This window comes from Herbaspirillum sp. CF444 (assembly GCF_000282135.1).
Taxonomy (GTDB): domain Bacteria; phylum Pseudomonadota; class Gammaproteobacteria; order Burkholderiales; family Burkholderiaceae_D; genus Herbaspirillum.
The window spans coordinates 78,928-92,658 of the sequence record NZ_AKJW01000061.1; the positions used below are offsets into that span (position 1 = coordinate 78,928).

The following is a 13,731-nucleotide window of genomic DNA, read 5'->3' on the forward strand; positions in this document are numbered from 1 at the left end:
GATTGATCAGATCTTTGCTGCGAGGTAAGCGGTCCAGCCGCCGTACCCGGTGATGTCGCGCGCGTTGTCCAGCGCCGCCGGTTCGCAGATGAAGCCCTTGACGCTGCTGCCGTCGGCCAGCTCCATGGTGCCGATGCCGAGCGGCGCCGGAATCGCGGCGACGAAGCTGCCGAAATTGCGCAGCGGCATTTCCCAGACTTCGGTGAGGATGGCTGCGCCGTCGTCGCCATTGCTGCGGACAAGGCCAGGTTTGGCCGGCGTGGTGTTGGCCAGCGCATAGAGGCGATAGTGTTTGCTGGTGGCGGTGCTGGCGTACAGACGGGCGCCGGCTTCCAGCAATTGCCAGTTCAGCGGTTGGCCGCTCAGATGCGCACCGACCACGCCGACCTTGACGGTTGTTTCATTGAAGGGCAGCGGCGTGGCCGCCACGGCATCGGCCTGCGCTGCGCCGCCCAGCAATTGCTGGAACTGCGCGCCGGCTTCCGCCAGCAAATGGTCGGAGCCGGCCGGACCGATCAGCGTGATCCCCGCCGGCAGGCCGTCCTTGCGCCACACGGCGGGAATCGCCAGCGCCGCCATGTCCATCAGGTTGACGAAATTGGTGTAGTAGCCGAGCTGAGAATTGCGCGCGATGGGATCGGCTTCCACTGCGGCGATGGTCGGCATGGTGGTGGTGGTCGGCACCAGCAGCAGGTCGGTGTGTTGCAGCAGGGTTTCGGCTTCGCGGCGCAGTTCGGCCAGACGGTATTGGCCGTTGAAGGCATCGACCGCGTCGAACTTGTCGGCTTGCGCGGTGATTTCCCCGACTACGGGATGGATGGCTTCGTTATGTGTGTCGAAGAAATCACCCAGCGCGGCGCGACGTTCCGCCACCCACGGACCTTGATACAACAATTGCGCAGCGTCGGTGAAGGCGTCGAAGGGAATGCGCGTGATGCTGACGCCGGGCATGGCGGCGATTTTTTCCAGGGCCTGTTCGTAGGCGAGCCTGGCGTTGTCGTCGCCATAGAATTCCGGCTTTTGCGGCACGGCGATGCGATAGCCGCGACGCTTGACGCCGAGCATCGGCGGCGTGCGCGAATAAGCGTCGCCGGCGTCGAATCCGGCCGCGCTTTGCAATACACGCCAGGCGTCGGCGACGTCATGCGCAAAGATGGAAATGCAGTCGAGCGTGCGGCACGCCGGAACCATGCCGCTGGAGCTGAGCAGGCCGCGCGTCGGTTTCAGTCCGACCAGATTGTTGAAGGCTGCCGGCACGCGACCGGAGCCGGCGGTGTCGGTGCCGAGCGAGAACAGCACTTGCCCGAGCGCGACGGCCACGGCTGAACCGGAACTGGATCCGCCCGAGACGTACTCTGGTCGCAGCGCGTTGCGCACGGCGCCATACGGCGAGCGCACGCCGACCAGGCCGGTGGCGAACTGGTCCAGGTTGGTCTTGCCGACCAGCAGCGCGCCGGCCTGTTGCAGCCGCGCGACCACGGTGGCGCTGGCTTGCGGCACGCGGCTGAACTCGGGGCAGGCGGCGGTGGTCGTCATGTCGGCGACGTCGATGTTGTCCTTCACCGCGAACGGGATGCCGAACAGCGGCAGCGATTCGAACACGGCCTCGCCCTTGATTTGCAGCATCAGGTCGAGCGCGGCTGCCTGTTGCCTGAGCGTCTTGGCGGGCACGCGATGGATCCAGACTTCGGTGCGGTCGGACTGCTCGATCTGCGCCAGCAGGTCGCCGATCAGCTTGCCGGGAGTGAGGCTGCCGGCGCGGTACGAAGCCAGTACGTCGGCGATCGTCCGTTGCGGGGAGGGGGCGGAATGTTGGCGGAAAATATTTGCTGACATGTTTATATTCATTCTTGAATACAAGATGGAAAATATTAAGCAGGTACCGTGCCAGCGGTTGTTTCAGGATGTTTGGGAGCTGACCGGAGTGGGTGAAAGACGCCGGGGAAAGCCCGCTCCGTACGTGTTTGACGGGTGAGGAGGCGTTTGTCGCGGAAGGGAGTGGGGCGGCGGACTTAGTCGTGGAGAATCTGGCCGCGGTGATCCGAACTGGCGCAGATGCTTGTACTTGGCGCAGCTTGTGATGCCAAACTGGTGCCTGCACCAGATTTTGGTGCAGGCTTTCCAGCGCTTACTGATTAAGTGAGCGACCCTGAGCGAGGCTTAAGCAGGCTTGCCGCCGAGAAATCCACCCAGCAGGCTGCCGATTTCAGAACCGAGGTCGCCGCCGGCTTCCGGCACCTGACCGTTGGGTGTCAGGTGATCGACCAGGCCGGGAAGGATCTGGGCCAGATGACCGGCGATGTCGCCTTGCGGAATGCCGGTGGCTTGCGCCAGGCCGCTTAATTGATCGTCGCCGAGCGCCTGCGACACCTGGTCGCCGGAGACGGGCTGGTTTTGGCCGTTGCCGATCCAGGAGTCGACGATTTGCCCGAGACCGGCGTTTTGCAGCGTGCCGAGCAGGCCGCCCAATCCGCCAAGTCCTGCCAGCGCGCCGGAGCCGCCGGACTGGTTGTTGGCAAGCATGCCCAGTACCGCCTGAATCAGTGCAGCCTTGGGATCGGCGCTTGCGCCGGCATCGCCGCTTGCGTTGTTATTGAGTGCGCCAAGTACGCTGTCGAGTAAGCCCATGAAATTCTCCAGAATCAAAAGTGAGGAAGATGTGCGGTGTCTGATGCAGATCGCCGCAACTATGTAAAGCAAGCTGGTACAACGGTTTTTCGCTCTCCGGCGTTGTCGAAGGATGTCGAGGTGAGCCGGTTTTCGGTTCTTCCTCGCTTCCTTCGTTCCTCTCCCTTTTTATTTCTGTTTTCCTGTTTACTACCTTTATTTACATTTCGCCCCAGATCGCGTTGATCGCCGCCAGCGCGCCGAGACCGGCGGTTTCGGTGCGCAGCACGCGCGGTCCCATCGACAGCATCAGCGCGCCGTGGTCGCAGGCCAGGTTTTCTTCGGCATCGGTAAAACCGCCTTCGGGGCCGACCATCAGGCTCAGCGCCTGCGCCGGATGATGGCGCGCCCAATCGGACAGCGACTGCTCGCCGCGCGGCGACAGCAGGATGCGTTTGTGCAGGTCGCTCTGGGAGACCCAGCTGTTGAAGTCGGTGAGCGGCGACAATTGCGCCAGGCGATTACGGCCGCTTTGCTCGGCGGCGGCGTGGATGATGCCTTGCCAGTGGCTTTGCTTCTTTTCGGCGCGTTCGCTGTTGAGGCGCACTACGCAACGCTGAGACGCTAGCGGCTGGATGGCGGTGACGCCGAGTTCGACGGCCTTTTCGATGATCCAGTCCATTTTGGCTGCTTCCGGCAGGGCTTGCGCCAGCGTGACGGCGTAGGACAGCTCCGCTTCGCGCGGGGAAAAGGTCTTGACCTCGGCGTGGACGCGCTTCTTTTCCATCTGGGTGACGACGGCGGTGTATTCGCCGCCTTCGCCATTGAACAGCGTAATGGGATTGCCGACCTGCATCCGGATCACCTGAACATGATGCGCAACCTGATCGGGCAGGGCGAGCGTCGTACCGATGGCGAGCGGGTCGGGGCAATAAAAGCGGGGCATGATCAACGGGTCCTGATGGGTGAGAACGGTGGAGCGAACAATTCCTGGTGGCCGGGCTACAGATCAATGTAAAGGGAAATTCGCGGGAAAGCAGCGGAAATTGCCTTCAGGCATGCTTTTCTGGCCCTGGCGGCGAAGCTTGATTTTAATTCTTCGGGCTTCTGTCTGGTAAAATACTTGGCTCAGTCTGGCTTGGTCCGGGAGTTCATCCGGGTCGACCGGCAAGGCATTCGAAATGTGCGTTAATGACGGCAAACCGCAGCTATCTCGCGGAAACCGCCAGAACGGCAATGATTCGACCGCAATCCGCAACTCTTTGACATCGACATGACTTCCACACTCCCTACCGACAAGATGGCCAACGCGATCCGCGCGCTGGCAATGGACGCAGTACAAAAAGCAAATTCAGGACACCCAGGCGCGCCGATGGGGATGGCGGAAATCGCAGTCGCATTGTGGGCCAAGCACTATCGCCACAACCCGACCAATCCGCAATGGGCCAACCGCGACCGCTTCGTGTTGTCGAACGGACATGGTTCGATGCTGCAATACGCCTTGCTGCACCTGACCGGCTACGACCTGCCGATGGAAGAAATCAAGAACTTCCGTCAACTGCATTCCAAGACCGCCGGCCATCCGGAAGTCCACATCACCCCGGGCGTGGAAACCACCACCGGTCCGCTGGGCCAGGGCGTCACCAACGCCGTCGGCATGGCGCTGGCTGAAAAGTTGCTGGCTGCGGAATTCAACAAGCCCGACCTGGCTGTTGTCGATCATTACACTTATGCCTTCGTCGGCGATGGCTGCCTGATGGAAGGCATCTCGCACGAAGCCTGCTCGCTGGCCGGCACGCTGCGTCTGTCCAAGCTGATCGTGCTGTACGACGACAACGGCATCTCCATCGACGGTCACGTTGAAGGCTGGTTCAAGGACGACACCCCGAAGCGTTTCGAAGCCTACGGCTGGAATGTCATCGCCGGCGTCGACGGCCACAACGTCGAAGCGGTCAACTCCGCCATCCATCAGGCCAAGCTGGCCGACAAGCCGACCCTGATCTGCTGCAAGACCGTGATCGGCAAGGGCTCGCCGAACCTGGCCGGCACCGACAAGGTCCACGGCGCGGCACTGGGCGACAAGGAAGTTGCAGCGGTGCGCGAAGCGCTGGGTTGGACGTCGGCGCCGTTTGAAATTCCTGCCGACATCTATTCCGCATGGGATGGCAAGGCGCAAGGACGGCAACTGGAAGCCGACTGGAACAAGCTGTTCCAGGCTTATCAGGCAAAGTATCCAAGCGAAGCCGCCGAACTGGTGCGTCGCCTCAAGGGCGAGCTGCCGGCCGGTTTCGACGCGGCGGTGCAGGCTTATATCGCCAGCACCATCGACAAGAAAGAAACCATCGCCACTCGCAAGGCCAGCCAGAACGCGATCCAGGCTTATGCACAAGTGCTGCCGGAATTTCTCGGCGGTTCGGCCGACCTGACCGGCTCCAACCTGACCAACTGGAAAGAATCGGTGGCCGTGCGCGCCGACGTCGCCGGCAACCACATCAACTACGGCGTGCGCGAATTCGGCATGAGCGCGATCATGAACGGCATCGCCCTGCACGGCGGCTACATCCCGTTCGGCGCGACCTTCCTGACCTTCTCCGATTACAGCCGCAATGCGCTGCGCATGGCGGCGCTGATGCAGATCCGCTCGCTGTTCGTGTTCACGCATGACTCGATCGGCCTGGGCGAAGACGGCCCGACCCACCAGTCGGTCGAGCACGTTTCCAGCCTGCGCCTGATCCCGAACCTGGACAACTGGCGTCCATGCGACACGGTCGAATCGGCCGTGGCATGGGAACAAGCGGTCAAGCGCAACGACGGTCCGAGCACGCTGATCTTCTCGCGCCAGAACCTGCCGTTTCAGGAACGTAGCGCGCAACAAGTCGCCGACATCAAGCGCGGCGGCTACATCCTGAAAGAAGCCAAGGACGCCAAGGTGATCCTGATCGCCACCGGCTCGGAAATCGAACTGGCGGTCAAGGCCGCCGACGAACTGGCGGCGCAAGGCATCCCGGCGCGCGTGGTTTCGATGCCGAGCACCGACGTGTTCGATCGCCAGGACGCGGCTTACAAGGCCAGCGTCCTGCAGCGCGGCGTGCCGCGCGTGGCGATCGAAGCCGGGGTGACCTCGACCTGGTACAAGTATGTCGGCCTGGAAGGCGCCGTGGTCGGTATCGATACCTTCGGTGAATCGGCGCCGGCAGGCGTGCTGTTCAAGCATTTCGGCTTCACCGTCGAAAACGTCGTCGCCAAGGCCAAGCTGATCCTGGCATGAGTGTCTCCGGCAACGACATCATCAACGTCGTCGGCCCGGTAACGGTGCGGCGCGCGACGGTCGACGATGCCGCGCTGATCGCCCAGGTGCGCATCGACAGCTGGCGTGCAGCGTACCGCGGCATGATCCCGGATGCCTATCTGGACGGCATGAAGGTGGAAGACAGCACGCGCATGTGGACGCGCGTGCTGAGCGCCGCCTCCGACGCTGCCTGTACTTTCGTGGCGGAAGTCGAAGGCGAACTGGTCGGTTTCGGGGCAGGCATCACGCTGGCGGAACGCAAGCTCGATTTCGATGCCGAACTGACGGCGTTATACGTTTTACCCTCGGCTCAGCGCGCCGGCATCGGCCGTCGCCTGCTGACCGAAGTGGCGGCAACACTGGGCGCGGCAGGCGCGCCCAACATGCTGGTCTGGGTGCTGGCGCAAAACGGCAAGGCGCGTGATTTTTACGCCCATCTCGATGCGCAGCTGCTGGCAGAACAGACCTTCAAGTGGGACGAACTGGATTTGATCGAAGTCGCTTACGGGTGGCGCGACATCCAATCCATCGGCAAGATTACTACTGTTTCTTAAGGAGAAAACATGACTATCCGCGTTGCAATCAATGGCTACGGCCGTATCGGCCGCAATATCCTCCGCGCTCACTACGAAGGCGGTAAAAAACACGACATCCAGATCGTGGCCATCAACGACCTGGGCGATCCAAAAACCAACGCCCACCTGACCCAATACGACACCACCCACGGCAAGTTCCCCGGCACCGTGACAGTCGACGGCGACTCCATCGTCGTCAACGGCGACCGCATCAAGGTGCTGGCGCAACGCAATCCGGCAGAACTGCCATGGGGCGAACTGGGCGTGGACGTCGTGCTGGAATGCACCGGCTTTTTCACCACCAAGGAAAAGGCCAGCGCCCACCTGAAGGGCGGCGCCAAGAAAGTCATCATCTCCGCGCCAGGCGGCAAGGATGTCGACGCGACCGTCGTGTTCGGCGTCAATGACGGCGTGCTGAAGGCTTCCGACACGGTGATCTCCAACGCATCGTGCACCACCAACTGCCTGGCGCCGCTGGTTCAGCCGCTGCATGAAAAGATCGGCCTGGTCAACGGCCTGATGACAACCGTCCACGCCTACACCAACGACCAGGTGCTGACCGACGTTTATCACGAAGACCTGCGCCGCGCGCGTTCGGCCACGCAATCGATGATCCCGGCCAAGACCGGCGCCGCTTCCGCAGTCGGCCTGGTGCTGCCTGAACTGAACGGCAAGCTGGACGGCTACGCGATCCGCGTTCCGACCATCAACGTCTCGATCGTCGACCTGTCGTTCATCGCTGCACGCGACACGACCGTGGACGAAGTCAACGCCATCATGAAGGCCGCTTCCGAAGCCGGTCCGCTCAAGGGCATCCTGACCTACAACACCGAGCCGCTGGTGTCGGTCGACTTCAACCACAATCCGGCATCGTCGAACTTCGATTCGACCCTGACCAAGGTCTCCGGCCGTCTGGTCAAGGTCTCGTCGTGGTACGACAACGAGTGGGGCTTCTCGAACCGCATGCTGGACACTACCGTGGCGCTGGTTTCGGCAAAATAATCGGGGTTTGCCTGGGCATTTCTCATTGATCCGGCCTAATTGGGCTTCTTTTCATCGCATGCTTGTCAGGCGTTGTCTAAGAAAATACATTGGGCGGATCAATTACCAGACTTGCCGATAGGTTCTGGAAAGGCTGTTGCAAATCCGTTTGCGACAGCCTTTTTATTGACGGTTTAATAATAATCAATCGAGGGATGTAATGTCATCGTCACCTTTTTCTATCGCACGTAGCCATGGCGTCAAGCTGATGGGCATGCTGGCGCTGAGCCTGACGCTGAGCGCTTGCGACTATGTCGCCAGTTTCAGCAAACCGAAGCAGACACCGGAAGAAGCCAAGGCCGAAGGCATCGCATTGGGCGCAGGCTGCCGTCAGGCCGGCCAGAGCCTCGAAGACTGCTATCAACGCAATCCGGACAGCCTGAAGGCGGGTATTTTCGCCGGCTGGAAGGACATGCACGAATACATGGCGGCCAAGAACATCCAGACCGTCGCGCCGCCACCGCCGCCGATGGCTGACAAGCCCGACGCCGAGGCGGACGCCGCCAAGGATGCGCCCAAAGACGATCGCGCCGCGCGCCGTGAGCGCCGTGAACGCGAGCGAGCTGAAAAAGACAAGGACGCCGCCAAAAGCAAGGATAGCGATAGCGACTCCAAAAGCAGCAGGAAAAACCGCGACGACGGTTCCTCCAAAAAATAAGCAGGGCATCCTTGGCATCGACAAGATGCGCCTGAACAAGGATTAGCTGATCTGCGTAATCTGCATGACGCCCCGCCAGTCGGGGCGTTTTTCATTGAGGAGCGGGAACGGCGGCGCTCATGCCGACAAGAATGATGTCGCAGATTTTGCTTTTCCCTGCAAGGCAGTGCATCATGCACGTCTTCACGCACGACAACAAAAACATGAACGCTCCTCTGATCGTCAAATCGCCCGAGAGTCACCCGCACGTTCCCGAAACCGCTTTCGGCATCTGGTTTTTGCAAACGCCTACCTGGACCGTGCATGTCCTGGAGCGCGCGTTCAAGGATCTGGAGTCCTTGATCCCGAATCGCCTGCCGTCCTATCCGGTGGTCGCCGACGTCGGTTGCGGCTGGGGACGTTCGCTGAAGAAATTGCATGATCGCTTTGCGCCGCAGCGGCTGATCGGCATGGACATCGATCCGGCCATGCTGGAGGCAGCCGCCAAAGAGGCGAACGCAGAGGGTATCCGGGCCGAACTCATCCAATGCTCGAGTTCGCACATGACGCTGGAGGACAATAGCGTCGACCTGTTGTTTTGCCATCAGACCTTCCACCACCTGATCGAGCAGGAAGAAGCGATCCAGGAGTTTTTTCGCGTGCTGAAACCTGGCGGCGTTTTGTTGTTTGCCGAGTCGACCAAACGCTATATCCATTCCTGGATGATCCGTTTGTTGTTCCGTCATCCGATGGACGTGCAGAAGACGGCGGAGGAATATCTCGCGCTGGTGCGCAGCGCGGGCTTCCGGGTTGCGCCGGAATCGATTTCCTATCCTTACCTGTGGTGGAGCCGCGAAGACCTGGGGCTCATGGAGCGTCTGCTCAAGATCAAGCCGAAGGCGGAGCGGGAAGAGACATTGATCAATCTGGTGGCCGTCAAGCCGTCGACGTAAGCCATGAGGCGGGAGAAAGGCGGGACGACATGCCAGGCAATACCGTCCTGCGTTTCACGCGATCAACTGTAGTTGATCGTAAACGTGACGATGCTGCTGACCAGGCCGCCCGTGACACGATTCCTCTGCGTCTGATAGTAGCGTGCAATGAAGGGAATCACGTATGTGCCATCCTTGGTGGGGCCGACATTCAATCTGTTGCCTCCCAGATCAATAGGAGTCGTGGCGCCGTTCCACTGACTGAGCACCTGAATGCCAACATTTTTTGCCCCGCCATTGGTCGTATTCAATTGCGGCAGCACGCCGTCGGCCGGAAACGTTCCCGGCGCATAGTTTCCCGAGTTTGAATCGAATGACAATTGCACCGTAGGAGGGATCCCGGTTCCCCTGACGCAGTTCAATGCAATATTGAACGGCTTGTCTGCGACCGTCGTACCTTTGCCTTTTAACTCCGTTGACTGGATTTTTTTCAACGTGACGGTCTGGTTCACGCTACCCGCGTCGACAGTACATGTGGGCGTGACAATGGAAATGATGTTGGCGGTCAGCCATGAGGTGATGTAGGGCTTGCCCGACCCGCTGCCATCGAAATAAGCAGTGCTGTACTGGCCGGGCGTGAGCGTGCCGCTTCCTGTCGCAGCAGCGATTTTATATATCTGAATCTGAAATTGCGTATTCGAATAGACCACGCCGAAAGATTGATTGGCAATGGCAATGCCGTTGCTGCCTGCCGTTGTGTAGTACTGCGTCGATCCGCCGTTCGCCGTGCCAACGACGCGAGCCATGCGCACGCCGATGCCTGGAATGTTGGTGCTGAATACGTTGTCCGGAATGCCGGCGCCGGTGACCAGATTTCCCTGTAAAGCGACCGCATATGCCTGCCCTCCGCCAGGACAGCGGGCGGTGGCCTCATAGTAGTTGCCGGTGGGGGCAACATTGGAACTGGCGACTGGAATGATCGTGGAAAAATTTGCCAGCATGGTGCCTACTTGATCGGTAGGTTTCACGACGACGGTTCCCCCCTGCATCTGGACCGCGATGTTGTTCCAGTTCGAAAGCAGCGAACAGGATGCTGACGCATCGTGCATGCCGAACAACGTAGCGAAGAGCAGAGCGATGCCGGACAAAGCAACGCGACCTTTACGGATTGTTTTCATGGAAGTGACTTTGAGTTTGTTGGTGAATGTGCGGGGAAGGCAGGGATTCATCCTAGGCAAGCAGTGTTGTTTCTTATATAAGAAAAATCTCAAAGTCGCCCACGTCCCAAGATACGGTCTGATTTTTAGGAAAACCTCTGCAGGTTCTTCGTGCTCTTGTCTGGACCGGGATTGAAAAGCGGCGAGGCGTACATCGTTCATCTGATGAGCGGCATTGTCGTCGTCGACACGCAATGCATGCTGTGTTCTCAATGCACCGATGAGAGTGCATTGCATGGGCGATTCGTTTGGTCTTGGGCGGCAGGCTGCTGAGGTGTACTTGCCCTGAACTACGGATATTGCTTATCGCAAAATTGGCGATGTCCATGATCGACGCGCGTGGATTGGCTTAGACGACCTCGATCCACTTCATCAACGTCGGTGAAACGCATCTAAAAATGACCGTCTCCCGAACAAAAAAAGAGGGCCAAGCCCTCTTTTTTTAATCGATCTTCAGATCGGATTCAGACCGGGGTCGGGCCTGGCAGCGGCGCCGCCGGTTTCTTTTGGCAAGGATTGCCACAGCATTTTGGTCTGCAAAAACCTCCGGAGATATTTTCCAACTGCGAACGATCGATTTGTTTCATCTGCTACTCCTGTGTGAATAAATAAAAATTGCTTAGACAGCAAATCGATTTTAAAGAAGGGTCTCGTTGGAATATATGAGAAAACTCTTGAAATAACCCCTCCAGTATTTCCGGGCACAACTGCTGCCAATGACAAATCCATCCATCGGCATTTAGAACGCATCTCACGCCTATTGATGAAATGCGTTCTAAAAATAAAAAACAGTCGCAAGCCTGATCCGGTCAATGGTTATCAATTGTTTCTGCGGACCAATTCCATCATGTGATTTTCGGGGAAAACAGCACCGCGATGGTGTTTGAGAGTTTTCTCATAGGTATGCGCTTCCTTCTTGGCTACGATGCAGCTGCTGCAATTTGCAGCGTCATTTACAAGGAGTAATCCATGAAACAACTCGATCGCACCCAACTGGAAAATGTGGCCGGCGGCACTTTCTGCCAACCCAAGAATGCTTGCAAGCCAGTGCAAAAACCATGTAGCGCGGCGCTGCCAGTTCCAAGCGTGTCCGTGTCATTGGGCTTTGGCGTGAGCGTTAGCATTTAAGTCATCAATATTTATTGCTGACTCGGAAAAGAGGGCGGAAGCCCTCTTTTCTGTTTGATAACAGGGTAGGGCAAGGAGAGGTGTTGTGCGTATTTTCGACAGCATAAGAATCAATTACAACATCGCTGTATTGGCGTTGATGAAGCAGGCGAAGTTGGGCGCGGCATCTGTTGTCGCGCAATGGATTCCCTTGCACCTGATTGAGCGGATGGCTGGAGTTGTGTGCCTGCTTGCAACGCGTTGCAGCAACGAGCATCGTCATGCCTTTGCACAACGCGTGGAAACTGTGCAGGCAATTCTTGCCCGCCCGGATGTGGATGCGCCGCGCATCAGGATGACCGGAATCCTTGAGAAACTGCTGGACATCAAAGTCTATTTTGCCGACAGCGTGTATAGCGAGTGGGGAAGCATTGATCGCATCGCAATCCAGCTGCAGAAAAGAATCGCGGAGATGCAAGCACGGTATCCCGATCAGCCCATCGTACTTTCGCCGTTTCACTACGCATCCCAATACGTGAACATGCTGGTTTGCGAGCAGTTGCGCATACGCCTCGGCATCGATTCGCTGTCGGTGGTGACCGCCGTTGAGGATGATGTCTATGGTGCGGACGTGGAGCGCATTCCTCATATCAAACGCTTGCGTTCTTATCTGGACGGAAGGCAAGCCAGCCTTGGCGTCGTGAGGGAAATGAAACGGCGAGGCTTTGTCATCCTGTTTGCGGATGTTCCTCCCAGTACGTTGTCGACGACGCCGATGGAAACCGTGACGGTCGAGTTATTCGGCAAGCAGGGACGCATCCACAACGGCGTATTCCGTCTTGGCGGAAAAATGCGGGCGCTGCTCCTGCCTTACTACATCAAGTTGTCCGAAGGACAGTTTCAACTGACGATGTTCGATGCGATCGAGCTCGAGCAGAAGCAGGCGCCGCAGCGGCTGGCAGTCAATATTGCACAGGCGTTCATCGACAACCATGCGCAATGGCTGCCTTCGAATCATCCCAGTTTCTATTATTTTTCATCCAGCAAGTGATGCGGAAAACCAGCGTTCCGCATCAAGAAAACGTCGTTGCAAAACAATAAAAGGTATTTCCATGGAAGCAGGTTCGTTCCCTGATTTTTCAGATATCTCGCTACGCAAGATCGCTTATTGCGCATCGGCTGTTGTGGCGAGCTTTATCGCATTTTCATTTTTTTATGAAATCGAATTGAAGAAAGATGTCCCGGCTGAAATCGTTTCCCAAGGCGAGATCAAGGTGCGTGGCCTGAGCGGATTGGTGACGAAGGTCTATGCGACGCGTGGCATGGAGGTCAAGGCCGGCGAGCATCTGTTTCAGCTCGACAGGGATTTTTCCCTGGCTTCCAATGGCATGACGCGGCAAGACTTTACCGAGCGTTACAGGGACAACCGCGTGCGCATGATAGGAGAGCAATCGAGCCAGAAGGAAGTCGAACTTAAAACACGTATTAACGGTTTGAGATCGATATTGCAAAATCGCCAGGAAGAATTGAATCTGCTGGCCCAGGAAATCGACGAAAGCCGGCGTCAAATCGATGAGGCGGAAAAGACCCGGCAACGTTTGCAGCTGGTGTCCGAGTATGTTGTTGCAGATCGCATCGAACAGGCCAAATCAGAGGTGGCGCAACGCAAGATCAATTTGTCTCAACGTCTTGGCCGCCAACGTGAAATCGCATCGGACATGAGCAGTACGCGGTCCAGCCTGAAGGAAGCGGAAACGGCATTGGCGTCGCAGGATATCCAGGCCAGGCGCGATGTGCAGGACGCCCAACTGGATTATGAAAGAAACCGTTCCAGCGCCATCATTTCCGCGCCTGCAAGCGGCCTTGTTTCCTTTTCTCAAACGCTGCAAGGCCATACTTTGAGGGAGGACGATGTCGCCATGGTAATCGCGACCGGCCTCGACCAGGGTCTGCAGGCTGCGTTGCATATTCCGTCAAGACAGCGCGGCTTCATCAGGGAAGGGCAATTGGTCCGACTCAAATTCGACTCTTTTCCCTATGCGAAATTCGGCACCTATGAAGTGCGCATTACTTCCATTTCGCGCGATGCGGTTGCTTCTTCTGCGGCGTCTGCCGTGACGCCGGGCGCGCCATCGGTCCCGGTTATTCAGGGCGATAGCGATTATGTCGCCTATGCGCGTCTTCCCGGTGCGGACTTTATCGCGAAAGAAATGCATTACCAGATATTGCCGGGAATGCGCGCGACCGCCGGGGTTGTGGTCGAGCGCCGTACGATTGCCGAGTGGGTATTGGCCCCCTTGTTCGAAGCAGTGAGAGGGTGAATATC

The 13,731-nt window shown here is 58.3% G+C and carries 13 protein-coding genes; 8 read left to right on the forward strand and 5 right to left on the reverse strand.

Annotated features, from left to right (window positions below; genetic code table 11):
- Positions 1 to 6: 6 nt before the first annotated feature.
- From atzF to PMI16_RS13265, 3 genes are all read right to left on the reverse strand, one after another.
- Entirely contained in the window at positions 7 to 1,836 is a 1,830-nt protein-coding gene (gene atzF / locus PMI16_RS13255) for an allophanate hydrolase (RefSeq protein WP_007880262.1), read from the reverse strand.
- A gap of 324 nt (positions 1,837 to 2,160) precedes the next feature.
- On the reverse strand, positions 2,161 to 2,628 hold the full coding sequence (locus tag PMI16_RS13260; RefSeq protein WP_007880263.1) for a YidB family protein: 468 nt from the start codon (positions 2,626 to 2,628) through the stop codon (positions 2,161 to 2,163).
- A gap of 199 nt (positions 2,629 to 2,827) precedes the next feature.
- Entirely contained in the window at positions 2,828 to 3,553 is a 726-nt protein-coding gene (locus tag PMI16_RS13265) for a 16S rRNA (uracil(1498)-N(3))-methyltransferase (RefSeq protein ID WP_007880265.1), read from the reverse strand.
- 327 nt (positions 3,554 to 3,880) lie between these two features.
- Between PMI16_RS13265 and tkt the strand changes: the two genes are divergently transcribed.
- From tkt to PMI16_RS13290, 5 genes are all read left to right on the forward strand, one after another.
- Entirely contained in the window at positions 3,881 to 5,875 is a 1,995-nt protein-coding gene (tkt, locus tag PMI16_RS13270) for a transketolase (RefSeq protein WP_034380422.1), read from the forward strand.
- The gene (locus PMI16_RS13275; RefSeq protein ID WP_007880269.1) at positions 5,872 to 6,450 is read left to right on the forward strand and encodes a GNAT family N-acetyltransferase; all 579 of its coding nucleotides are present in this window, start codon (positions 5,872 to 5,874) and stop codon (positions 6,448 to 6,450) included. The genes tkt and PMI16_RS13275 overlap by 4 nt, the downstream gene beginning before the upstream one ends.
- A 9-nt stretch (positions 6,451 to 6,459) precedes the next feature.
- The gene (gene gap / locus PMI16_RS13280) at positions 6,460 to 7,473 is read left to right on the forward strand and encodes a type I glyceraldehyde-3-phosphate dehydrogenase (RefSeq protein WP_007880270.1); all 1,014 of its coding nucleotides are present in this window, start codon (positions 6,460 to 6,462) and stop codon (positions 7,471 to 7,473) included.
- Positions 7,474 to 7,672: 199 nt separating this feature from the next.
- Positions 7,673 to 8,170, forward strand: coding sequence for a hypothetical protein (locus PMI16_RS13285; RefSeq protein ID WP_007880272.1), 498 nt, complete (start codon positions 7,673 to 7,675; stop codon positions 8,168 to 8,170).
- Between the two features lie 203 nt (positions 8,171 to 8,373).
- On the forward strand, positions 8,374 to 9,102 hold the full coding sequence (locus PMI16_RS13290; RefSeq protein ID WP_034380507.1) for a class I SAM-dependent methyltransferase: 729 nt from the start codon (positions 8,374 to 8,376) through the stop codon (positions 9,100 to 9,102).
- 62 nt (positions 9,103 to 9,164) lie between these two features.
- Here PMI16_RS13290 and PMI16_RS13295 read toward each other — a convergent pair whose 3' ends face one another.
- Positions 9,165 to 10,535: a fimbrial protein gene (locus PMI16_RS13295; RefSeq protein WP_081493419.1), complete on the reverse strand. Its 1,371-nt coding sequence runs from the start codon at positions 10,533 to 10,535 to the stop codon at positions 9,165 to 9,167.
- Positions 10,536 to 10,751: 216 nt separating this feature from the next.
- A complete protein-coding gene (locus PMI16_RS26475) occupies positions 10,752 to 11,015 on the reverse strand; it encodes a hypothetical protein (protein ID WP_237719861.1) in 264 nt (87 codons plus the stop codon).
- A 252-nt stretch (positions 11,016 to 11,267) separates the two neighbouring features.
- On the opposite strand from PMI16_RS26475, the gene PMI16_RS25905 reads away from it, so the two are divergent.
- The 3 genes from PMI16_RS25905 (at position 11,268) to PMI16_RS13305 (ending at position 13,726) form a co-directional block, all read left to right on the forward strand.
- Positions 11,268 to 11,426, forward strand: a complete 159-nt coding sequence (locus PMI16_RS25905; protein WP_007880277.1) for a hypothetical protein — start codon at positions 11,268 to 11,270, stop codon at positions 11,424 to 11,426.
- A gap of 85 nt (positions 11,427 to 11,511) precedes the next feature.
- On the forward strand, positions 11,512 to 12,456 hold the full coding sequence (locus PMI16_RS25910; RefSeq protein WP_007880278.1) for a hypothetical protein: 945 nt from the start codon (positions 11,512 to 11,514) through the stop codon (positions 12,454 to 12,456).
- 61 nt (positions 12,457 to 12,517) lie between these two features.
- Positions 12,518 to 13,726 carry an HlyD family efflux transporter periplasmic adaptor subunit gene (locus tag PMI16_RS13305; RefSeq protein ID WP_007880279.1) on the forward strand — a complete coding sequence of 403 codons (1,209 nt, stop codon included), beginning with the start codon at positions 12,518 to 12,520 and terminating at the stop codon, positions 13,724 to 13,726.
- Positions 13,727 to 13,731 lie beyond the last annotated feature (5 nt).

Excerpts from the sequence above, each read along its gene's own strand:
- atzF (WP_007880262.1), bottom strand. The coding sequence starts at position 1,836 with ATGTCAGCAAATATTTTCCGCCAACATTCCGCCCCCTCCCCGCAACGG.
- PMI16_RS13260 (WP_007880263.1), bottom strand. The coding sequence starts at position 2,628 with ATGGGCTTACTCGACAGCGTACTTGGCGCACTCAATAACAACGCAAGC.
- PMI16_RS13265 (WP_007880265.1), bottom strand. The coding sequence starts at position 3,553 with ATGCCCCGCTTTTATTGCCCCGACCCGCTCGCCATCGGTACGACGCTC.
- tkt (WP_034380422.1), top strand. The coding sequence starts at position 3,881 with ATGACTTCCACACTCCCTACCGACAAGATGGCCAACGCGATCCGCGCG.
- PMI16_RS13275 (WP_007880269.1), top strand. The coding sequence starts at position 5,872 with ATGAGTGTCTCCGGCAACGACATCATCAACGTCGTCGGCCCGGTAACG.
- gap (WP_007880270.1), top strand. The coding sequence starts at position 6,460 with ATGACTATCCGCGTTGCAATCAATGGCTACGGCCGTATCGGCCGCAAT.
- PMI16_RS13285 (WP_007880272.1), top strand. The coding sequence starts at position 7,673 with ATGTCATCGTCACCTTTTTCTATCGCACGTAGCCATGGCGTCAAGCTG.
- PMI16_RS13290 (WP_034380507.1), top strand. The coding sequence starts at position 8,374 with ATGAACGCTCCTCTGATCGTCAAATCGCCCGAGAGTCACCCGCACGTT.
- PMI16_RS13295 (WP_081493419.1), bottom strand. The coding sequence starts at position 10,535 with ATGCAATGCACTCTCATCGGTGCATTGAGAACACAGCATGCATTGCGT.
- PMI16_RS25905 (WP_007880277.1), top strand. The coding sequence starts at position 11,268 with ATGAAACAACTCGATCGCACCCAACTGGAAAATGTGGCCGGCGGCACT.
- PMI16_RS13305 (WP_007880279.1), top strand. The coding sequence starts at position 12,518 with ATGGAAGCAGGTTCGTTCCCTGATTTTTCAGATATCTCGCTACGCAAG.